Origin of the sequence: Metabacillus niabensis (assembly GCF_902829255.1) — a bacterium.
Taxonomy (GTDB): Bacteria; Bacillota; Bacilli; order Bacillales; family Bacillaceae; genus Metabacillus; species Metabacillus niabensis.
Window position 1 is genome coordinate 1 of record NZ_CADEPK010000080.1, and the last position, 22,499, is coordinate 22,499.

27 protein-coding genes and 1 pseudogene are annotated in these 22,499 nt (G+C 35.2%); all 28 read left to right on the forward strand.

Annotation, left to right across the window (positions count from 1 at the left end; genetic code table 11):
- A partial coding sequence (locus HU235_RS08520) for a hypothetical protein (protein WP_174879920.1) occupies nt 1-595 on the forward strand: 595 nt, incomplete at its 5' end.
- 462 nt (nt 596-1,057) lie between these two features.
- On the forward strand, nt 1,058-1,204 hold the full coding sequence (locus HU235_RS08525) for a hypothetical protein (protein ID WP_174879921.1): 147 nt from the start codon (nt 1,058-1,060) through the stop codon (nt 1,202-1,204).
- Between the two features lie 84 nt (nt 1,205-1,288).
- Complete coding sequence (locus HU235_RS08530) at nt 1,289-1,870, forward strand: hypothetical protein (protein WP_174879922.1); 582 nt, start codon at nt 1,289-1,291, stop codon at nt 1,868-1,870.
- Nucleotides 1,871-2,036: 166 nt separating this feature from the next.
- Entirely contained in the window at nt 2,037-2,261 is a 225-nt protein-coding gene (locus tag HU235_RS08535) for a hypothetical protein (RefSeq protein WP_174879923.1), read from the forward strand.
- 381 nt (nt 2,262-2,642) lie between these two features.
- A complete protein-coding gene (locus HU235_RS08540; protein WP_174879924.1) occupies nt 2,643-2,987 on the forward strand; it encodes an HNH endonuclease in 345 nt (114 codons plus the stop codon).
- Between the two features lie 99 nt (nt 2,988-3,086).
- Entirely contained in the window at nt 3,087-3,437 is a 351-nt protein-coding gene (locus tag HU235_RS08545; protein ID WP_174879925.1) for a hypothetical protein, read from the forward strand.
- Nucleotides 3,418-5,190 (forward strand): terminase large subunit, encoded by a 1,773-nt coding sequence (locus tag HU235_RS08550; protein ID WP_233452168.1) that lies wholly within the window; start codon nt 3,418-3,420, stop codon nt 5,188-5,190. The genes HU235_RS08545 and HU235_RS08550 overlap by 20 nt, the downstream gene beginning before the upstream one ends.
- A 53-nt stretch (nt 5,191-5,243) precedes the next feature.
- Nucleotides 5,244-6,425, forward strand: a complete 1,182-nt coding sequence (locus tag HU235_RS08555) for a phage portal protein (RefSeq protein ID WP_370877293.1) — start codon at nt 5,244-5,246, stop codon at nt 6,423-6,425.
- Between the two features lie 10 nt (nt 6,426-6,435).
- Nucleotides 6,436-7,158 carry a head maturation protease, ClpP-related gene (locus HU235_RS08560; protein ID WP_325100936.1) on the forward strand — a complete coding sequence of 241 codons (723 nt, stop codon included), beginning with the start codon at nt 6,436-6,438 and terminating at the stop codon, nt 7,156-7,158.
- Complete coding sequence (locus HU235_RS08565; RefSeq protein WP_174879928.1) at nt 7,155-8,351, forward strand: phage major capsid protein; 1,197 nt, start codon at nt 7,155-7,157, stop codon at nt 8,349-8,351. Before HU235_RS08560 ends, HU235_RS08565 begins: the two co-directional genes overlap by 4 nt.
- A 13-nt stretch (nt 8,352-8,364) precedes the next feature.
- A pseudogene (locus HU235_RS08570) lies at nt 8,365-8,631 on the forward strand (fibronectin type III domain-containing protein); the annotation flags it as partial.
- A 2-nt stretch (nt 8,632-8,633) separates the two neighbouring features.
- Nucleotides 8,634-8,918, forward strand: coding sequence for a head-tail connector protein (locus HU235_RS08575; RefSeq protein WP_174879929.1), 285 nt, complete (start codon nt 8,634-8,636; stop codon nt 8,916-8,918).
- Nucleotides 8,911-9,249: a phage head completion protein gene (locus HU235_RS08580; RefSeq protein WP_174879930.1), complete on the forward strand. Its 339-nt coding sequence runs from the start codon at nt 8,911-8,913 to the stop codon at nt 9,247-9,249. The genes HU235_RS08575 and HU235_RS08580 overlap by 8 nt, the downstream gene beginning before the upstream one ends.
- The gene (locus HU235_RS08585) at nt 9,246-9,638 is read left to right on the forward strand and encodes an HK97 gp10 family phage protein (RefSeq protein WP_174879931.1); all 393 of its coding nucleotides are present in this window, start codon (nt 9,246-9,248) and stop codon (nt 9,636-9,638) included. Before HU235_RS08580 ends, HU235_RS08585 begins: the two co-directional genes overlap by 4 nt.
- Nucleotides 9,639-10,022 (forward strand): hypothetical protein, encoded by a 384-nt coding sequence (locus HU235_RS08590; RefSeq protein ID WP_174879932.1) that lies wholly within the window; start codon nt 9,639-9,641, stop codon nt 10,020-10,022.
- 36 nt (nt 10,023-10,058) lie between these two features.
- Nucleotides 10,059-10,664: a major tail protein gene (locus tag HU235_RS08595; RefSeq protein WP_174879933.1), complete on the forward strand. Its 606-nt coding sequence runs from the start codon at nt 10,059-10,061 to the stop codon at nt 10,662-10,664.
- 3 nt (nt 10,665-10,667) lie between these two features.
- Nucleotides 10,668-11,024, forward strand: coding sequence for a HeH/LEM domain-containing protein (locus tag HU235_RS25380; protein ID WP_174879934.1), 357 nt, complete (start codon nt 10,668-10,670; stop codon nt 11,022-11,024).
- 33 nt (nt 11,025-11,057) lie between these two features.
- Complete coding sequence (gene gpG / locus HU235_RS08605; protein ID WP_174879935.1) at nt 11,058-11,408, forward strand: phage tail assembly chaperone G; 351 nt, start codon at nt 11,058-11,060, stop codon at nt 11,406-11,408.
- 62 nt (nt 11,409-11,470) lie between these two features.
- Nucleotides 11,471-11,593 (forward strand): phage tail assembly chaperone GT, encoded by a 123-nt coding sequence (gene gpGT, locus HU235_RS25485; protein ID WP_370877292.1) that lies wholly within the window; start codon nt 11,471-11,473, stop codon nt 11,591-11,593.
- A gap of 35 nt (nt 11,594-11,628) precedes the next feature.
- Nucleotides 11,629-15,261: a phage tail tape measure protein gene (locus HU235_RS08610; RefSeq protein ID WP_174879936.1), complete on the forward strand. Its 3,633-nt coding sequence runs from the start codon at nt 11,629-11,631 to the stop codon at nt 15,259-15,261.
- Nucleotides 15,262-15,267: 6 nt separating this feature from the next.
- Nucleotides 15,268-16,701, forward strand: coding sequence for a distal tail protein Dit (locus HU235_RS08615; protein WP_174879937.1), 1,434 nt, complete (start codon nt 15,268-15,270; stop codon nt 16,699-16,701).
- A complete protein-coding gene (locus HU235_RS08620) occupies nt 16,698-20,195 on the forward strand; it encodes a phage tail spike protein (protein ID WP_267905710.1) in 3,498 nt (1,165 codons plus the stop codon). The genes HU235_RS08615 and HU235_RS08620 overlap by 4 nt, the downstream gene beginning before the upstream one ends.
- A 15-nt stretch (nt 20,196-20,210) precedes the next feature.
- Entirely contained in the window at nt 20,211-20,510 is a 300-nt protein-coding gene (locus tag HU235_RS08625; protein WP_174879939.1) for a hypothetical protein, read from the forward strand.
- A 3-nt stretch (nt 20,511-20,513) separates the two neighbouring features.
- Nucleotides 20,514-20,651, forward strand: a complete 138-nt coding sequence (locus HU235_RS08630) for a CD1375 family protein (protein ID WP_174879919.1) — start codon at nt 20,514-20,516, stop codon at nt 20,649-20,651.
- 32 nt (nt 20,652-20,683) lie between these two features.
- Complete coding sequence (locus tag HU235_RS08635) at nt 20,684-20,890, forward strand: hypothetical protein (RefSeq protein ID WP_174879940.1); 207 nt, start codon at nt 20,684-20,686, stop codon at nt 20,888-20,890.
- Nucleotides 20,891-20,925: 35 nt separating this feature from the next.
- Nucleotides 20,926-21,210 (forward strand): type II secretion system protein, encoded by a 285-nt coding sequence (locus tag HU235_RS08640; protein WP_174879941.1) that lies wholly within the window; start codon nt 20,926-20,928, stop codon nt 21,208-21,210.
- Between the two features lie 14 nt (nt 21,211-21,224).
- Nucleotides 21,225-21,491 (forward strand): phage holin, encoded by a 267-nt coding sequence (locus HU235_RS08645; protein ID WP_174879944.1) that lies wholly within the window; start codon nt 21,225-21,227, stop codon nt 21,489-21,491.
- 49 nt (nt 21,492-21,540) lie between these two features.
- Entirely contained in the window at nt 21,541-22,305 is a 765-nt protein-coding gene (locus HU235_RS08650) for an N-acetylmuramoyl-L-alanine amidase (RefSeq protein ID WP_174879942.1), read from the forward strand.
- The last annotated feature ends 194 nt before the right edge of the window (nt 22,306-22,499 follow it).

Below are 22,499 nucleotides of genomic sequence, written 5' to 3' on the forward strand. Positions count from 1 at the left end.
TGAAGAAAGTATTAAACTGAAAGAAGATCCAATTAATGTTGAAGAATTTATTTCAGAATTTAATTTGTGGATGAAGGTTAAGATTAAGAATGCTAATGGAAGTTTATATCATATTTTTTGTGAACCAAGTTCTAAAATTGAGGAGAGTCGAATAAAATTTTTTTCTCTAAATAACTTTCCAGATTGCATTTTCTTTAAATATGATCAAGAAGAAAACACCATAGATTGTTATATTTGTGAATTAAAGAAGAAGCCGTCTAATCAGTTGAAAAAATTAAAAAATCAGTTGTTTTCTGGTTTTATTCATTGTAAAGCCCTATTCTCTATCTTAGATTTAAACATTGAACAAATTAATTTTAAATTTCCTGTTTATTTAATAGAAGACAATAATATAGAGGTCGAATATAATAAATTAAATGGAAGGCCTAAAAAGGTAACACCTGGTAGGGAAGTAACAGAGCCAACTGACTTTGAAAATTGGAAACAAAATAAATTAATTTATTCTAAGGGTGGATACTCTTACAATATTAATATAGATAAATACCAAATGAATAAAGTCAGTGAAGAATTATATACTTATGAACATATTATATAAACTATAAGTAAATGATTTCATATGAAAATAAACCTTTATTTCTCTTAATTGATTCATTCAGGAGCTCCGTATAAATGGGCTAGATGATTTTTCCCAGTTATATATTTTTATAGTTTTTTATATAAAAGTTAATATTAATTTTTGTATTTTAACTACTTTAGATTGAGCCTTTTTTAGCTTTTCCCATTTTAGCTACACGTATCATTAAGAAAGTGGCAGACTTTTGGCAACATATGAACAGAATGTTTTGTTTTAGGTATGTTAATATGGTAATAACGAAATATATACGATGCGTCTTTCCAAATTGGAAGGGCGCTTTTTCTATATCATATTTTAATTTTGTAAAAGCAGCTGATAGCCCGACAGGGAGAGAGTCTTGTCAAAGGAGATGACCAGATAAGTTTTCCTGCCTATGCACCTTCAGTTGTTTTTGTATGTTTAAAACTAAAGAGGGTGGTTGGGATGAGGATTGCTGATTGTTTAAATAAAGAACAGAAGAAGAAGTTAGATAAACTGAAAAAAGAAGAAAAGATTGATTGGAAAGAAATTATGGGAATGAATCGTGATACTTACAAACGAGGTAAAAATGGAGCGATGAGGAGGAGATAAAATGTTGTCACAATTTGTCGAACGATAGAGATTGTTCAAAGATATCATATAAGTCATAATTTATGGCTGGAGGTAGATGACATCATGATAAAATCACGATATTTTTTGTTTGCTACATTACTATTGTTAGTTGGTTGTAATAATGATGAAGTAGTGATGGAAGAAGAAGCTTCTTTAGAAGAACAAGTAGATTCAGATTCTTCACAGAAAGCATTAGAAGAGGTGCCAATTGACGAACCAGAAGAAGTATCTTCTGAGGAAACGATTGATGAAGAAGAAGTACAACCTGTTGAAGAAGTAGAAGTTGTTCAAGAGGAAAATGAAACTCAAGAGGAAGAAGTAACATCAATAACAACGGAAGAAGTAAATGAAATAGTTAATTCTTATGTTGGAATAGATGAGGCTCCAGTGAATGTTTCATTTGTAAATGGTGAAATCAAAGCAACTATTGAGTTAGTTTCGGACGGTACTTTTCCACTAGAAGATTTAGCTGTAAACAGATACAGTCAGTTATCAGATGAGTTATTGTACTATGAAGGGTGGGAAGTACTTACTATTACCTTCCCAGGTGTTGGATCAATTAGTATGAACCGAAATGAAAAGGAAACAAACGAATTTGGAGATTATTTTCCTACTTTGAGTATAGAAGAAAGACTAAATTATTAAGTTAAGCATCCTTTAGAGGGTGTTTTTTTCGAATTATTGTTAGTGCCACATATAGATTGTAGTAATTTATCTCTGTATAACATAATGAATATAGGAAAATATACTTGCAATTACAGTGGGTTGGATAGTAAAATTTTCCTATATCATTCTATAGGAGTTGAATTTGTTGCCGGAAATAGAACTTTTTGATTTTAATTCTTTATGGGAATTTGGTGGACCGTTTATTATTACTGTTATTGTTATTATTGTTTTTGCACTTATTTCTCTAATATTTTTTAGTAGTATCAATAAAGGTCTAGTTAAAGAAATTATTAGAATTGGAATTATTGTAGGATTGATTGTTGTTATATTAGCAAGCTTTCAAATAACTTCATATTTATGGAGTTTATAATTATAAAAATATATAAAACAGAGGTGATATATTATATGGTGATTTTCGATTTGCTAAAAACAATTCTGTGTTTTGGGTTTGCCGTAGTTGTACTGTCAGTTACTATTTATTGGACTATGTACCATCTGATAGGTAAAAAGTATGTAGATGATGATACCAAACTACAAGTATTAAATGTTTTATGTAAGGCACTATCTTTTGTATTTGCTGTATTGCTAATCTCCTCAAATACATCTTTCGTCTAGAGTATTAGAGAGAGATTCGAAAAAATTAAATGAATAAATCCATAGGCAAGTCATCTCTTATTTAGAGATGGCTTTTTTATCATATTTAGAACTGTTGATGATAAACTTGACTAAAACCAATGCAAAGGAATCTTATATGAACACTCATAAAAGGTACGACAAGTACAAGCGTAATAAAGAAGCACGTGCATTCTATAAGAGTGCAGCATGGAAGAAGTGCAGACAAATAGTATTAGAAAGAGATAACTTCTTATGCCAAAAGTGTTTAAAGAACAATCGTGTAACACCAGCCGATATGGTTCATCACATTGTTGAACTGCTTGATGATTGGGATAAAGCTTTAGATATGGATAACTTAGAGAGCCTTTGTAATAGCTGTCACAATAAGGAGCATCCAGACAGAGGGATGAGGAGAACGAAAAATAAGGAAAAAAGCAAATTAAAAGTAGTGAAATCGAAAGCAAACAAGGAAATCGTATAGCCCCCCTGTCTTTCAAATGTTTTTATCATTGCTCAGGGACCGAGGAGGGCTCCTTCGTTTGCAACGCGGATTCATTTTCACATGAGGGGGGGTATAAAAATGGCAAAAATGAGTAAAAAAAAGCAAAATGAATTAATTGAACAGGAAATAAATCGACTTTTAGAATTAATTCAAGAATTGCCAGAGGAAAAAATACAAGCAGCTAAAAGATTGATTGAACGTGCTGCTTTTATGAAAGTTACTCTTGAAATATTGGAAGAAAACATCAAAACTAAAGGCCCCACATATTTGTTTGTTAATGGAGCTCAAAGGATGCAAGTCGAAAATCCTGCTCAAAAATCATATAATACTATGATAAATCGGTATACTACAGCGTGTGAAAAGATTTTTAACTTGCTGCCAAAGGAAAAAGTAGAAGTAGTTGATGATGATGATTTCGACAACTTCTAAGGATGGAAATATTGTATTAACAAAACCATCACCTACACTTTTAACATCCTGGTATGCTGAACAAGTTATTGCAGGTAATATTGTCGCAAGTGAAAATGTTATTTTAGCAACTAAAAGACATATTAATGATTTGAAAAAGTCAAAATTAAAGGTTCTAAGAGAAGAATTTCCTTGGGAATTTGATGAGGAATTAGGTCATAGACCTATTAGATTTATAGAAAAATATTGTAAACCATCGAAAGGGAATTTCAAAAAACTCATCGCTCAAGCTTGGCAGCACTTTACTTTAGGAAGTCTTTTCGGATGGGTTCATAAAGAAACAAAGCTAAGGCGCTTCAAGGAAGGGCTTATTTTTGTTGCGCGTAAAAACGGAAAAACAACTAAAATCTCAGGTGTTTCTCTTTATGGTGTAAGTAAAGATGGTGAAAATGGAGCAGATATTCCATTATTGGCTAACTCAATGAAGCAAGCTAGACTTCTATTTGATGAAGCAAAAGCAATGGTAAAAGCTTCTCCTAAGTTAAGCAAGAGATTTCGACCTTTAAGAGATGCTATTCATTTTGACCAAACATTTTCAAAGATTGAGCCACAAGCTTCAGATTCTGAAAAACTAGATGGTTTGAACACTCATATAGGTGTTTTTGATGAGATTCACGAGTTTAAAGATTATAAATTAATCAATGTTATTAAAAACTCTCGTGGCTCTAGGGAACAACCGTTACTTATTTACATCACAACAGCTGGATACCAATTAGATGGACCACTTGTTAACTATTATGAGCAAGGTATTGATGTACTTAAAGGTGTTATTAACGATGAAAGAACCTTCTATTACTTAGCTGAACTTGATGATCCTAGTGAGTTTGATAAACCTGAGATGTGGATTAAAGCAAATCCTAATCTTGGGGTGTCTATTAAGCTCTCTGATATGGTTGAGGATTGGGAGAAAGCAAAACGTACTCCTGCGGAAAGAAATGACTTTATCACTAAACGTTTTAATATATTTGTACAATCTGATGAACAATCATTCTTAGATTTTGAAGTGATAAAACGTAATAAAAGGGCCTTAAAACTGTCAGATTTACATGGGAAACCATGTATAGGAGGCTTCGACTTATCTCAAACAGAGGATTTCACAAGTGCATGTCTAGAATTCCCTTTGAGTACCGGTGAAGTATTCACACTATCTCATTCATGGATACCAGAGAAAAAAGTGTTAAGTGACAACGAGAAGATACCTTATCGAGAATGGGAAAAAGAAGGATTACTCACTATTTGCAAAGGAGATTACGTTGATTATCAGCTAATTTATGATTGGTTTGTTGAAAAATCAAAAATATTCAATATTGAGTTAATCACCTATGACCCAGCAAATGCTTATAGACTTGTTGAAGATTTAAAAACATACGGGTTTAATACTTTAGCAGTTAGACAAGGGTATATTACTTTAAGTCCTGCACTAAAAGATGCAAAAGAGCTGTTTTTAGATGGGAAAGTAATATTTAGTGAGGAAGTTGAGGTTGATGGTGAACTAAAAACCAAAATTAATAAGTTATTTAGATGGTACCTCAATAACGTCAAATTAGTTGAAGATAGAAATGGTAACTGGTTGCCAACAAAACAAGGTCGCTACCGTAAAATTGACGGTTTTGCGGCTTTTTTAAATGCACATACAGAGGTTATGAAGAGATTAGTTGCTCCACAAGGTGAAGGTAATATCACATTTGTTTCGGTAAGTGATTTATTTAAATAAAGAAAGGTGGTGTGACTTTGAAATGGTTCTCTCGAATTAAGAATGCAATCAAAATGGCAGCTACCGGATGGAAAGGACAAGGTTTTGACTTTTCTAGTTGGGCAGGACGCACATTTTGGGGTGTTGATAACGGAAAATTAGCAACAAATGAGAATATTTTTAGTGTTATTAGCCGTTTAGCAAACACATTATCATCTTTACCCATTAAACTTTATCAAAATTTTGATGTGAAGATGAACCAAGTAGCTGATGTAGTCATTAATGATCCAAATCCTAATATGACCAGCTTTGAATGTTTTAATAAAATTGAGGTATCAAGAAATGAAACAGGAAACGGCTATGCTGTTATAAGAAGGGATATTAGAATGCAGCCATCACAGCTTTTACCTATAGATTCAAGCTATGTTACACCTTTTATTAATACAGATGATGGAGAACTATGGTATCAGGTGCTTGGAAATGACGGTACTTATTATATTCATAACATGAATATGTTTCATGTTAAGCATATTACAGGGGCTAGTAGATGGGCAGGTATTAGCCCTTTGAATGTTCTTAAAAATACATTAGATTATGATAAGGCAGTTCAAGAATTTAGTTTAGCTGAAATGAAGAAAAAAGATAGTTTTATATTAAGCTATTCTGCTAACATAGATTCTGAAAAAAGACAGCAGATAATCGATGATTTCAGGCGTTTTTATCAAGAAAATGGTGGTATTTTGTTCAAAGAACCTGGTGTAGATATGGACAATATTGAAAGGAAATACTTTGCATCAGATACATTAGCATCAGAGAAAATTACTCGTTCACGAGTTGCGAATGTGTTTAATGTACCCGTCTCTTTTTTGAATGATGGAGAAGGTCAAGGATTTTCTTCAAATGAGCAGATGATGATCCAGTTTGTTCAGATGACTTTAACACCAATTGTTAGGCAATATGAACAAGAATTGAATAGAAAATTACTTACACCAGCTGATAGAAAGGCTGGTTTTTATTTTAAGTTTAGCCTTGGAGGTTTACTTAGAGGCGATACTGCAGCGAGAACACAATTCTATCAGATGATGTTAAGAAGTGCAGGTATGAAACCGAATGAAGTGAGACAGCTAGAAGACTTGCCTCCAGAAAAGGGTAAAGCAAATGAGTTGTGGATTTCCGGTGATATGTACCCGTTAGAAATGGATCCTACACAACGTAAAGGAGGTGAAAAGAGTGGGAAAACAGAAGAAACAGAATAAATTTTGGGAAATGAAGATGTCTGCAGACAATAAGTCCGCGGATATTTTTGTTTATGGAGAGGTTACAAAGTATGCCTGGGAAGAATATGGTGAAGTTTCAGCACAAGTTTTTAAAAAAGAGCTTGATGACTTAGGAGACGTTGAAACCATAAATCTACACATTAATTCTCCAGGCGGTAGCGTATTTGAAGGTATTAACATCTACAATATGCTTAAAATGCACAAAGCGAAAGTAGAAGTATATATTGATGCTCTTGCTGCCTCGATAGCATCTGTCATTGCAATGTGTGGTGATACAGTATATATGCACAAAAATTCAATGATGATGATCCATCATGCTATGACTGGGGCATGGGGAAATGCTCAACAATTGAGAAAGGCAGCAGACGATATTGAAAAAATCAGTAAAACGAGTTGCCAAACTTACCTTGATAGAGCTGGTGACAAATTAACAGAGGAAACACTTCAAGAGCTTCTTGATGCAGAAACTTGGCTTTCGGCAGACGAGGCTTTTTCTTATGGACTTTGCGATGTTGTATTAGCGGAGAATCAAGCAGTAGCTTCAATTAGTGAAGATTTATTTAAAAACTATAAAAATATACCAAAGCAATTGAAAATTGGGCAAACAAATGCAGTTTCAGCAGAAGAAATGGCTCAAAGAAAACGCATTGCAGAGGAAGCAAAAGCTAGTTCAGCTTATATTAATACAATTTTAGGAGGAATTATTCAATGAAATATCCATTAAAAACTTTAAAATTAGACTTACAATTTTTCGCTTCAGGCAGCACATTATTTGAGTTGAAACAAAATATGGCTACCATTGGTCAGCAATTACAAAAGGTTGAAAATGAACTTGCTCAAAAAGCGATTGATACTACAGCAACAATGGATGAAATTAAGGCGCTTCAAACCTCTAAATCTGATTTGCAAATGCGTTTTAATGTAATCAAAGAGCAGCATGACCAAATGGAGGCAGAACAAAAGGCGAAATTTGAGGCAAATCAGAGCATTAAAACTATCGAGGATCCAAAGCAACGTGTTATAGAGGCAAAAGCTGAACTAGTTCGTTCTACAATGATTGGAAAACCTTTATCAAATGAAGTTCTTCAAGTTTTAGGTGATAACGCAAATCCAGCGACAGGCGGTGAGAAATTATTACCTAAAACTGTAACAGATACACTTTTACATGAACCATTTGTAAAAAATCCATTACGAAACATCTCAACTTTTACTCAAGAAACTAACTTAGAAATTCCAAAAATCAGTTTCCAATTAGACGATGATTCATTTATTGGTGATACTGAAACTGCGAAAGAAATCAAAGCAACTGGTGATACGGTTACCTTTGGTCGTCACAAATTTAAAGTGTTTGTACCAATCTCTGAAACTGTATTAAACGGAACAAATACAAATTTAGTTGCAACTGTGGACAGAGCTCTTGAATCTGGTTTAGCAGCCAAAGAAAAGAAGGTAGCTTTTGCGACATCTCCAAAAACTGGAGAGGAGCATATGTCTTTCTACTCTACTCAAAGTGCCATTAAGAAAGTTCAAGGGGAAAATATGTATAAAGCAATTAAAAATGCAATTGCCGATCTACATGAAGATTTCCGAGATAATGCTAGAATAGCTATGAGGTACACTGACTATGCAAATATCATTGAGTTTTTAGCAAACGGAAGTGCTACTTTATACAATGCACAACCTGAACAAGTACTGGGGTATCCAGTAGAATTTGTTGATGCTGCGATTAATCCAGTTGTCGGTGATTTTCAATACTCACATTTCAACTATGATTTAGCAATGCTTCGTGATCGTGATAAAGATGTAAAAACAGGTGTTGAATTATTTGTATTAACTGCTTGGATTGATCACCAAATCAAATTAAAATCTGCATTCCGTATTGCAGAAGTAGCAACTACACCCTAATGCTCCCCAAGGGTTAGCAGCGAGTAATGTAACAGATACTTCTGCAACAATTACTTGGGATGCTGTTACCTACGAAATTGGGGGAATCAAAGAGTATGAGATTTATAGAGATGGAGTAAGTGTTGGCACAAGAGTTGGTACAAGCTTTGCAGATAGTGGACTAACTTCATCTACAACTTATAAATATCAAGTCAAAGCTAAAACAAATAATGGCTTGGAATCGTCTTTAAGTGATGAATTATCTGTTACTACTGAAGAAACACCAATTGAAGGTGCGTAAATATGCTTACTTTAGAGGATTTTCCTGAATTAAAAACCGCGTTAAGAATTGATGGGAGCGAGGACGATAAAGTCCTTGCTCTTCTATTAAAATCAGCAAAAATTGATTTGAAAATTGCGGGAGTACCAGAAGAAAAAATTACAGAAGAAACAATAGATTTATATAAAAGAGCTATTATTCTCTACTTGGGATTCGATTATGAGTATGAAGAGAGAAAGATAGCAAAGCTTGAAAGGGCTTATCAACGAATTTTATTGCAGTTAAGGGCGGAGATTACTAATGAGTAAAGGAATTTTAAATACTCGAGTAACCTTTTATGAGTTTGCTCCAAACGATGGGCCAGAACCTGGTGAACATAATGATAAAGAACTATATAAAGCTTGGGCAAAAGTGGATGAAGTTTGGCTGAAAGATATTGAGTTAGCTAAATCTAACGGTACTTTATCAGATGTTACCATCACAATTCGCGATCCTAGAAAAGAATATCGACCTAACAACAAGCACTATCTATCTATTGATTCTGATTATTACAGAGGTAAAGAATTTAATATTAAGCATGTTAGACCTGACATACAAAATAAAAGGTATATCAGAATAGTCGCGGAGCTAAAACAATGAGTGTAAAAATAAGTGGTTTAGAAAAACTCATGAGACAACTTGAAAAGCGATATGGCCAACAAAATATGCAGCGGATAAGTGACAAGGCATTATTAGCTGGAGCAAGAGTATTTGTAAAAGAATTAAAGAGTCAATTTGAATCCTTTAAAGATACAGGGGCTTCAATAGATGAAATAACAATATCAGAACCAATGTGGTTAGGTAGTGTTCGTACAGTTAAAGTTCATTGGCGTGGTCCTAATAACCGTTATAGGATTATTCACCTTAACGAATGGGGAACAATTAAAAATCCTAATCCACAAGGTAAAGGAGCTATAGCAAGAGCTTTAAAAAATGCTGAAGCAGCATATCGTAATGCCATTAAAAAAGCGATAGAGGAGGGGATATAGGTGGATGTACTAGATTTGGTTTATCAGGGATTGATTGCTGATGAATACATTAACGAAAAAGTATTTAATAGAATCAAATTCTATGAATATCCTGAAACAGGAGATGTTACTGGTCCGCACATCATAATGGAGTTGGTAGATTCTCCTAACCCTTCTAATTTTGCAGATAATAAATGGCTTACTTACAATTGTTATTTACAAATTGAAGTATGGTCGCCTAATAGGAAGATCACAAATCAAATTGCAGACAAGGTTCGTGATGTCTTGTGGGATAGCTTTGGATTTGTTCAAAAACGAGGACAACAGGAATATGATGAAGGTGTTTTTCGAGATGCCAGGCGTTATGAAGGAACAATATATCGAGATGATTTAGACGGCGTATAAGCTGTCTTTTTTTATTAATTAATAGGAGTGATTAATTTGGCAGAAGAAAAAGTATATAGAGCTTCCACAGGAGTAGATGAGTTTTTCTACGGTGAAGTTGGAGATGGAACTGTTGCAGCATATATCGAGCGAGTAAAGTTTTTACAGACAATCAATGTAGAAATGCCTCAAGAAATTGTTCGCGCTCGAGGTGATAATAAAACTGCTGAAATGGCAGTATCAAGTGGAGATATTGCAGTGACATCTGGATTTCATAAAATTCCAATACAGGATAAACAAAAGCTTCTTGGTTTAGAAGTAGTCGATGGACTAACTGCAATGGGCAGTGAGGATAATCCGCCATATGTAGCAGTTATATTCGCTAAAACTTATGAAGATGGTTCTCGTGAATATGTAGGACTACCAAAAGGGTTATTTACCCGTCCAAATATAACGGGTAATACAAAAGGAGAAGGTGTAGAATTCAGTTCAGAAGAAATAGCTGCACAATTTATGGACCGTAAAGTGGATGGATTTACTAAAGATAAGTCTGTTATTTTTGCGTATGATCCAGCTGGTCAAACAACCGAACGTGATAAATTATTTTTAAAAATATTCGGTCTACCATACCCAACAGGAACAACGGAACCGGAAGGAGCGTAATCCATGTCTAATACATTAAAAGTAGATGAAATTAAAAAAATGTTAACTGATTCAGGTGTAACCTTTGATGAAAAAATGAAAAAGGAAGAGCTTCTTCGGCTGTTAGAAGAAACTAACCAAGCAGAGGTTAAAGAAGATACTGCATCAATTGAAAATTCGGAGCAAGAACAAGAAGAGAAATCTCATAAGAAATATGTAGTTGTCCATGATTTTAAAGATTTAAAAGATAATAATCATATTTACATTAAAGGTGATCCTTACCCTAGAGCATCGAATCAAAAGGTAACTGCAGCTCGTATTAAGGAATTATCATCAACAAAAAATAAAATGAAAAAAGTATTAATCAAAGAGCAGGTTTAATCCTGCTCTATTTTTATTGAGGAGGGAACATAAATGACAAATTTAAAACAAAACATGATCGAGTTAGTTAAAGAAGAAAAAGAAGGAGAAATCATTACAGAGAAGTATTGGACACCAGCATTTATCCCGTTATCTGTTGTCTATCAAGCTATTGATTTGAGCATCGAAATAAAAAATGCTTCACTTGAAAATGAAAAACAAATGATTGATAGAATGGTTGATTTTGTTGCTAATGACATTTACAAAGGGAAATTTACAAAAGATGAATTATTCAATGGTTTGCATGCCCCGGATGCAGTTGATATCCTTCGAGAACAAGTTTTCTTTATTTTGAGAGGTCAACAAAGTGATGAAACAAAAAAGTACCTGGAGAAGAAGAATTAACGGATGAGGATTTTTCTTTCGAAAAGCAGATAGAGTATCTTGATAAACTCGTCCTTAGTTATGTGAAAGGCGGAAAAGATATCAACGATGTCTTAAATATGCCGTTTCATTTCTTTTTGGAATTGTTGAGAGAAAAGAATAAACCTAAACAAACTGGATCCCTAATAGCTGCCTTTGGTGGTTAGGGATTTTTTTATTCTTGTAAGAAAGTAGGGCAATTATGGCTGAAAGAATAGAAGGTCTTTCGATAGGTTTAGATTTAGACACCTTGGCATTAGACAGAGGGCTTACGGGATTAAAAGATAAATTGAAAACTGTAAACAGTGAAATGAAAGCTAATATGTCAGCATTTGAACGTGGAGATAAATCTATAGAACGTTATGAAACTAGCTTAATGGGTTTGAACAAAAAATTAGATGTGCAAAAACGTGTGGTTAGTGAAGCAAAATCTGAATATGAAAAAATGGTCAAGGAATTTGGCGAAGGTTCAAAAGAAGCTGAGAAGGCTGCTCGTGAATACAATAACCAAGTGTCATCATTAAACAGTTTACAACGATATATTAATAAAACAGAAAATGAATTGAAAGAATTACGTGAAGAGCAGCAAAAAAGTGAATCTGGTTGGAACAAATTCGGACAGACTATCGAAAATACAGGTACTAAGCTAACTGGCATTGGCCAAGGGTTAACTGTAGGACTGACAACTCCACTTCTCGGAGCAGGCTTAGCGATAGGCAAGACTGCACTTGACTTCGACAAAGCTTCAGGACAAATTCAAGCAGATTTAGGTATCTCTGAAGAAAAAGCAAAAGAGTTAAATGAAGTTGCCAAGGAATTATGGGAAGACGGATTCGGAGATAGCATTGAAGGTGTTTCCTCTAAGATAGCTGGTGTTACTAGAAGTTTAGGCGATTTAAGTAAAGTAGACTTATCTTACGTTACCAAAGGATTAGATTTATTTGAACAAAGAGGATGGGCAGACCAACAAGAATCATTAAGAGCAATTAAGGTTCTGATGGAGCAATTCGGAATGTCTGCTCAAGAAGCAATGGACTACTTAACGAAAGGTTTCCAGGAAAACTTAGATTTTAGTGGTGAGTTCCTTGATAGTGTTTCTGAATACGCCACTTATTTCGCTGAGTTCGGTTTAACTGCTGATGACATGTTTGCGAAGTTCAAAGCTGGTGCTGAAAGTGGAGCTTTCCAACTAGATAAAGTTGGAGATGCGATGAAAGAATTCTCTTTACGTGCAAAAGATGGATCTAAGACTAGTGAAGACGCATTTAAAGCCCTTGGACTCAATGCTAGTGAAATGACTAAGCAATTCAATAAAGGCGGTAAGGATGCTAAGAAAGCATTTGAAACAGTTGTCAAAGCCTTAAAAGATACTGATGATGAAACAAAGAGAAATACTGCTTCAGTTGGTTTGTTTGGAACACAATATGAAGACCTTGGAGAAAAAGCGTTTGAAGCAATGTTGGAAGCGAGTAATGGTCTAAAAGATGTGGAAGGCGCGACCAAAAGAGCTAGTGATGCACTTCAAAATAATTTTGGTACCAGAGTAACAAAGATATGGCGTGAATTTGTAGCTGACTTGAAACCTGCAGGGGATATTCTTCTTGATTTTGCTGAGGGCATCTTACCAAAAGTAGCAGATACAGTTGATGATGTTACAAATGCATTTGCCGAACTTTCACCAGAGGCACAAAAAACAGCGTTATCGGTTGGGGGAATTGCTGCAGCCGCAGGACCAACTTTAATGGTGATCGGTGGTATTTCTCGTGGATTTGGAGTTATAACCAAAGTAGTAGGGCCACTTTTAGGAACACTTGGTGAAGGTAAAGGTCTGACTGGTATTTTAAAAAGGATACCAGGACCAATTGGTGCTATAACTACTGGATTAGGAATAGGAACTATTGCATTTCAAGGCATAAATGCAGTCATTGAGAAGTCAAAGGAAGTAAACTTAGAACATGTCAATTCTCTAATTAAGCAACAACAATCTTTAGAAACTTTATCAACAAAATACGGAGAGTTGCAAAGCAAAAATAAATTATCTAATGATGAACTGTTACGATTCAGAGACATTCAAAGTGAACTTCAATTAGCTAAATCAGCATCCGAAATCTCAGCATTAAAAGATGAACAAGCAGAGTTACAAGAAAAATCAGGCCTTACTAATAATGAATTATCCGAGATGCTTCGTTTAAATGATGAAATTGTTAAATTAACACCTACTGTGGCTCAGTCATATTCCGAACGTGGAAATGCAATTATAAGTAGTAAAGACGCAATTAGTGAAGTTAATAAGGAGTTACAAAAAAGTATTGCTCTTGAGTTAGAAAACCAAAAAATTAAAGCTGAAGCACAATTAGATAAAAACATTCAAAATTACATTAAAGCTCAAGAGGAATTAAATAACAAAATCAGAGAAAGAACAGCTGCAGAAAAAGAAGCAGCTGATATAGAGAAGGAAATTCAAGATTTAAAATCAGTCGCTCAACAGCAATATAACGATGGTCAAAAAGCAGCAGCACAAATGACACAAGATGAAATTACTCGTCAAGAATTCCTTCTCAATCAAAAAAATCAACAAGTAGTAAAAATTGCAGAGGAAGTAACGGAGAAGCAAAAGAGCCTTGAAAAAACAGGAGAAGAAATAACTAAAACTCAACAATTGTTAGGAGAAATGATTAATCTCCAACTTGCTCAAGTAGGTATCAATGAAAAAGGCGCAGAAGGTATTGCTCAACTTGACCAAGCGATATCAAAGGCAGCAAGTCGACATAAGTATCTAACAATGTTAAGTGAAACACAGGGTGGACTTAACGATAAGCAGAAAGAGGAATTAAAGAATTTAGACCAATCTTTATCTAAGTACAACTCTGCAAAAACAGCAATTCAAGGAATGCAAAATGAGCAAGAAGAGGTTAATCAGAAAATCCGTGAAGGTACCGGTGAAGCGTCGAAGCTCACAAAAGAAGCAGATAAAGATGTTACTAAAAACGTAAAAGTGGATGATAAAGGCGGGGCTAAAAAGGTTTCAAATGAAGCTAATAAAAAGGCCACTAAAAATGTAAAAGTCACTGACCATGGTGGCGCAAAAAAAGTTTCTGCAGAAGCATCAAAAAATGCCAAGAAAAATGTCAACGTTGATGATAAAGGAAAAGCTAAATCAATTCATGAAACTGCTTCAAAAAATGCGAAAAAGACAATTACATTTGGTGCTATAGCAACAGCTGGTTTTAAAGGTGCAATTAAAGCAGTTGAAAAGGCTACTGGTATAAATATCCCTGGTTTCGCAACAGGTACAAAAAATGCACCCGGTGGATTATCACTGGTAGGTGAAGAAGGACCTGAATTGGTTCATTTACCAAGAGGAGCAAAAGTAATACCAAATAAAGACACTGAATCCATCTTTCAAAAATGGAATGTTCCTATGATGAGTATTAGTAGAGAAGGCTTTGCAACAGGTGGATTAATTAATACTGCAGGTTTATATCCTATCGCTGAAGGTGGTTGGCCAGAAATTGTCGTACCTACTGACCCAAGTCGAAGAACGGATGCTATGAAGTTATTGGCCATTGCTGGTAAAAAACTCACTGGAAATAAACGTCCTAATCAGTTACCTAATGTTGCTCAAAGTGACGATTCATATTTAGGTAAAAAAGTTGAGGAATTAACAAATCTTGTTAAAGACTTAATCAGTATACAACAAGAACAATTAGTAGCTCTTGCTGCAGGACATATAATTCAAATGAATGATCGTACAGTTGGAATATTAGTTGAACCGCATATAACTGAAATTCAAAAGAGAAATGGTAAGGTTGAAAGTAAGTTCAAGAGGAGGTAAGACTTCATGGGGATGATATTTAACGGAGAAAGACGGTCTTACCTTTCTGTATTAAGAGGGAGAGAAAGACCTGCATGGGCTCCAATTGAACATGAATTTATTGAGGTACCCGGACGACCAGGTGCTTATATCAAAAATAAAAAAACTAAAGTTAGGCAAATTAATGTGCCTGTTGCTATCATAGGTGAAGATATAGCAGATTTACAAAAACTTAAAGAAGATTTAGCTGCATGGCTAATTACAGATTCACCAGTTCCTTTGATTTTTGAGGATGAACCAGACAGGACTTATTTTGCAGAAGTAACAGGTTCATTTGATGCAGAAGAGATTGTTAAGATTGGATCTGGAGTAGTTAGTTTTATTTGTCCTGATCCATACAAGTATGGTCCTCGACATCATGGAGTTTTTGAATCAGATGTTGCATCAATTACAAATTCCGGAACAACTGAAACGTATCCTATATTTCGAGCAACTGTTAAGGAACCTATTACATTATTAGATATCGTAACTGACGATGAGTATATGAGTATTGGAGAGTCTGTTGATTTTGAAAGTGAGGTACCTTTTAAAAAAGAAGAAAGGTTGCTATGGGACCAAATGGGTTCAATGATTGGATGGTCAGATGCTACAGCTGTTGACGGGGGAGTTATAACGGGCTCAATGGTAACTGACGGGTATAAGTTTATCGCATCAAGTTATGGTACTGGAGCTGCTTGGCATGGACCGGCAAAAAGAATAACAATTCCTAATGGACCATTAACAGATTTTAGAATGGATGCCATTGTGGAATTAGGTAATCGTCAAGCTATAAAGGCTGGTAGAGTAGAAATCTATTTACTAGATAGTAGTAATGCAGTTATTGCAAAGATGGCATTAAAGGACACTCACAAGGGTATTGCATTGGCTTATGGTGAAGCAAGACTTGGTGGTTCCACTAGTAAACAATTTTTGATAAATGAATACGGTGATAAAAAGGGATCTTGGAATGATTTTTACGGAATGTTAAGAATTCAGCGTATCGGTAAAAAGTGGACAGCTTATATAGCGAAAATTGATACAGATACCAATTTACATCACACTAGGAGAACAGTATCTTACTTAGATGTTAAAGGAACATATAATAAAAACGTTTCACAAATTGCTGTTCATGTTGCACAATATGGCTCATATAGTCCAGCAACATTAGGAATATATGATTTAAAAGTTTTTAGAATTAATAGTCATTCAGATGAACAAATACCTTATATTGCAGATGCTGGCGATGTAATTGAAATAAATCATGCTAAAAATAGCATATTAATAAACGGAGAAGACCGGAAGGACCTAAAAGATTTTGGTGCTTCTTTTTTTTCGCTCAAATCAGGTACTAATACTGTTCAAATATCACCTTATTCTTCCTTAGAAAATGTAGAGGTTGAATGGAGGCCAAGGTATTTATGATACACATTCTTAATTACAAAACAGAGAGAATAGTTGGTACTCTTGAAAATAAAGAAGAAACCTCACTTTTTTGGGAGGATAGCCATAAGCAATCATTACAAGATAATCTTGAAACATTCAATTTCACTATGCAAGCTGATGTGAAAGAGTCTGAATTTGTTAGCAAAAGAAACCGCATCATCATACCAGATGAGGATGGTTTTTTTCGCGAATTTATTATCTTTGAAGCCAAACAATATTCTGACCTTACCAAAGAAGTATATACAAATGGTTCTTATACTGATTTAAAGAAACAAAAAATAATTGAACCAACTACATTAGATAATCAAACAATCTCTAATGCAGGGCAATTCGTTTTATCAGATACTAGTTATCAGCTAGGGATAATTGAGATATCGGGAACAAGAAAAATAGTATTTGAGAATTACACAGATGCTTTAAGTGCTCTTCAGAGCATTGCTTCGGCATTTAATTGTGAGTTGCGTTTTCGAGTTGAGGTAAAAGGAAACCGAATAATAGGTAGATATGTAGACTTCCTACAGCAAGTTGGAGGCAAGAATGGCAAGGAAATTGAGTTAGGTAAGGATTTAATTGGAATCACTCGTAAAGAAAACACAGATGAAATTGTAACCGCATTGATTGTACTTGGTCCAGAGAAAGAAGATGGTACACGTACAATTGTTACAGTTAAGGACGAAGATGCACTTCAACGTTGGGCTGATAAAGACAATCGGCATTTATGGGATGTTTACGAACCAGAAGTTAATCAGGACGTTACCGAGGAAAGATTAACTGAATTAGGAAGGAACGAGTTAAAAAAGAGAATTAACTCACTGATAGAATATACAGCTGATACTGCAAGTATTGAACATATATTCGGATATGAACATGAGAAAGTTCGACTTGGTGATACAACAAGAATTAAGGATACATCCTTTGAACCTGCGCTATATGTGGAAGCAAGAGTAATTGAAGTTGATCGCTCTATTTCTGATCCTTCTGCAAAAAGTTATGTTCTCGGGGATTTTATTGAGTACAGTGAAGAAGATATTATGGCTAGATTTAGAAAGCTTCAAGGTATTCTTCAACAAAAGGTATCAGCTGGTGAGATAACAGCTATTCGTGAATATGTTGATCAACAAGACCAAGTAAATTATGAAGATTCCACACGTTATGCTGATGTTGTATCAGATACAGCTAAAACGGAAGCTGTAGAAGTAGCAGCTACGGATGCAACACAAAAAGCAGATAATGCGAAAACAGAAGCAATTAATACAGCAGCGACAGACGCAACACAAAAGGCTAATGCAGCAGAGTCTAACGCTAAGTCTTATGCTGAGACAAAGGCAGAAGAAGCAAAAACGGCAGCGATAGCAGCAGTGAAGTTGCAGATAGAAACCGACATAGCAACTGCAGAAGCAGAACTAAAGAAATACTCAGACAGCGCAGCAGCGCAGGCAGAGGAAGACGCAAAGACTTATACGAACAATATTAAAACGCAGATAGAAAATGCTATGACTTCTCACGCTAATAACGTGGCTGCGGAAGCAGAGACAGCAGCAAAAAATCACGCAGACAATGTTGGAAGTACAGTAGAGACTGCAGCGAAAAGTCACGCAGAAGCACAAGCAAAAGCAGCGCAAACTAATGCACAGAATTTCGCTAAAAACGCTAGTAATATCAACAGTGGAACGTTAAACGGTTCTGTAGTAAATATTACTAACCTTAATGCTTCTAATATAGTATCGGGTAATATGTCGGCAGATTTTATTTATGGTGGAACTATTAACGGTACGACTGTAAATATAATCAATCTTAACGCTGCTAATATTAAATCAGGTACTTTAGATACAGCACGACTAGCTACAAGCTCGATTACTGCGGATAAATTAGTAATAGGCGATTTTACTAATCTTTGCGAAAATCCTGACTTCGAAGGCGATACAGTCGGAAGCACGCCTAAAGGGTACGCAGATTCAGCACTTGCGAAAGTGTTAGACATATCTACTTATCAGAATGGTAACGGCTCTAGCAAAGCGTTGGGGTTAAACGCAAGAAATAATGGTAATTCGGACATTTACGGCACAAATCTTATACCTGTAAAAGCAGGGCAAAAATTCTATGTGGAGGCAGAGGCTAGATATCTTAATACCGCAGGAACGGGTTACGGGCGAATTGGCTTCAACAGATATGACGAGAACAAGAATATGCTTAGCAATTGGGATAGTGTAGCTAGTTGGGGGAGTACTGCAAAAGAGACAACCTTTACTAAGAAGAGTGGCGTATATACAGTACCGCATAACGGATATATTCGACTATGGATAAGTTTTGCAAACAATGCCGAGACTTCGAATGTATTCGTAGTTGATAACATTCGGGTACATCGTATGGCTACTACTGAGCTTATTGTAGACGGAGCTATTACAGCAGATAAGATTAACGTTAGTAACCTAGCAGCAATTACAGCGAACTTAGGTACAGTTACAGCAGGAAGTATTGACGCTGCGAAAGTCTCGATAACTAACCTTAATGCAAGCAACATCAATACGGGAACTCTAAACGCCGCACGAATCGGCAGTAAAACGATAACAGCCGATAAAATTAGTGTTTCGAGTCTATCGGCACTTAGCGCAGATTTAGGTACAGTTACAGCAGGGACACTAAAAGCAGTTAAGTTAGAAGCTGCAACGGGAACGTTTAGTGGTAGAATTTCGTCATCATCCTTAATAATAGATGGGGGAAATTATTCCGGTATTATAATGAATCAACTTGACACCTCCAACAACACGAATGTTAGTGTCAACATAACGTCAACATACACTAGCGCAACTACATTGGCACTAACGATAGACGCGACAAACAACAACGGAACGAATAATATTTACTACGGCCAATTTTACATCGACAACTTAGATTTGATGGGAAGTGTAAATATTCATGGGGATTTAAACATGAAAAGTAAGTCTATAAATGACGTGAATACGATTTATGCTTCCAATTGGTTGAGAACAACAGGAGCGACGGGTTGGTTTAGTCAAACATATGGTGGCGGTATCTACATGACCGATTCAACAGACGTTCGAGTGTATAATGGAAAAGGATTCCGTGTTGATGGTCTATTAAAAGCGTACAAAGGCGCTGACATTAACGGTGCAGTAACGCTAGATACACCACTAAATGCGTTAGCACACGCAGCCCTACCTAAAAATAATGGGTGGACAGATTACGATACTGTTAATTATATCGGGGCAAGCTATACGAAATCGGCGGACGGCTTCGTAAAACTTCGAGGCATGGTAACAGGTGGCGCAGTCGGTACGGTAATAGGCACACTTCCCGTGGGATGCAGACCTTTACGTATAGAAGTATTCCCGGTTCAAACTAGCAGTGGAGAAGGTAGGGTAGACGTACAAAGTAATGGCTATGTAATACTTCGCTCTGGTGGTACGGGTTGGGTCTCATTAAGCGGAATAGAATTCCGAGCAGAAAACTAATAGGGGGCGTTACACATGCAAGACTTTTCTACAAAAATTAACGCTTTCGTAGTAGATGAACAAGGATATATTATTGAGTATATTCTTGTTTTACCCTACGACGTACTAGAGAGAAATGTTATTAAAGTAATCTGGAATCAACGATTATTTGTTTCTAAATGGGATTTTGAAAATAGTTTATGGATTGAAGGCTTAACTCCGGAAGAAGTTGCTATTAGAGAGCAAGAGATAAATGATCAGAAGCAACAAATCCCAGATGAAGAAATGAATGGAATGGCCATCTTAGAGCTTTCAAACATAATTTTAGGAGGATAAGGAGTGAGTGATGTGTTAGCAATGTTGTATGCGACTTATATTATGAAAGGAAAATGGACATTTTCCAATGTCCCAGAATTGCTTAAATCACAAGTTAAGGAAATTCTTCAAGCAGAAGGCTTAGAACATTTAACTGAATGAATTTAAACATAAAAAATCAATGAGGTGATTAGATGGAAAATGAACAAATAAACATAAGCTTAGATTTTGAGGAAGTAATAAATTCATTAACTCAAAAGGTAGCTCAATTAGAAAAAACACTTGCTATTGAAACGGCAACAAAGAGCGCTCTAGTTAGGCTGATTAATGAGTATAAGTTAAAAGAAAAAGAACAATCAAATGAAAATCAAAATAGTGAAGAGAATCAAAGCGCTGAATAAGTGCTTTTTTATTTTGCCTTTAAGGAGGTGAGAGAGTGACGATCGAAATCGGAATTCTAGTCAGTATAATTGGTGTTTTATTAGCAATTCTTACTTTTACCTTAAATCGAGATAAGACAGTTAAAAGCGAAGCATCTAGAAACGCAGTGATAGAAACTAAGCTTGATAACATTAGCCAAGGTGTAGAGTCTATACGCATCGATAACCGGGCAAGTGAACAACGAGTTAGGGATTTATCAGAGCGTGTAGTAAAAGTTGAAGAAAGCACAAAACAGGCGCATAAACGCTTAGACAATTTTGAAAATAAAGGAGAAATGTAAAGATGAAAAACATTATTAAATCATTAGACAAAGGCACAGTCATTCGGACGGTGCTTCTTTTTATTGCTTTGTTCAACCAGACTTTAATTATGTTTGGAAAGCCAATCATACCAATTGAAGAAGGACAGATTACTAGTCTCGTAGATGGTATTTACCTAGTTGGATCCGTTGCATTTACAATTGTAACTACAGTAGTAGCATGGTTTAAAAATAACTATGTAACTCAAAAAGGGAACCTACAAAAGAAAGCATTACAATCACAGGGATTAATCAAAAAATAAGCTGCTCATATGAGTGGCTTTTTAATTTTATTTAAGGGGAGAAAAGGTTATGGATTTAGTAATAACAAGTGGTCATGGTTTATATGTACGAGGTGCGAGTTCTTATATTGATGAAGTTAATGAAGCACGTAAAATAGTTTCTCAGGTTACAAAGTGTCTAAAAGAGTGTGGATGTAATGTTTCTGAATATCATGATAATACATCAAAAACTCAAAAGGAAAACATTAACCGTATTGTTACCTTCCACAATTCTAAGGAACGTGATTTAGATGTTTCAGTTCATCTTAATGCTGCAAGCAAGACAGATGATCCACGAGGTGTAGAGGTCCTTTATGTTTCAGAAAGTGGACGTGCTATCGCTGAAAAGGTATCAGCTGCGATCGCAAAAGCAAGTGGCCTAAAAAATCGCGGTGCCAAAAAGAGAACCAATCTTGGTTTTCTTAATGGTACTAAAAAAACAGCAATATTAATTGAAGTCTGTTTTGTGGATAGTAAAGCCGATGTTGATATTTACAACGAAAAATTCAATGAAATTTGTGTAGCTATTGCTGAATCAATCTCCGGTAAACAAATTAAGAAAGTAAAAGGGACAAAACAATCAAAATCTGTCCAAATAAAAACTGGTGGGTTAACTCCTGAAATGGTTGAAGAAGTATCAAAATATTTCAAACAAAAAGGATGGTGGGCAAAAGTTCAATTTACTTCTGATGGTAAAAACCCAAGAGCATTAACAGGTGGTTTATCTCCTACATCTAGAAGTGAATTTGAAAAGTGGCTAAAAGAACGTAATTGGTGGTATGAAATCATTAAATAGAAAAGTAACCCTCTCTTTTATAAGAGAGGGATTTTTTAGATAAATTAAATTCGTTATTAAACTAAATCACCCTTTAGTAGAACAAAGTGACAATAAACTCATTGAAATGTACCCTTTGTTTAATTCAATCTATAAATTAATTGAACAACGCCAGAAGAAAACTTTTTGGTTTCAACTATTTGTAGATTTATTCT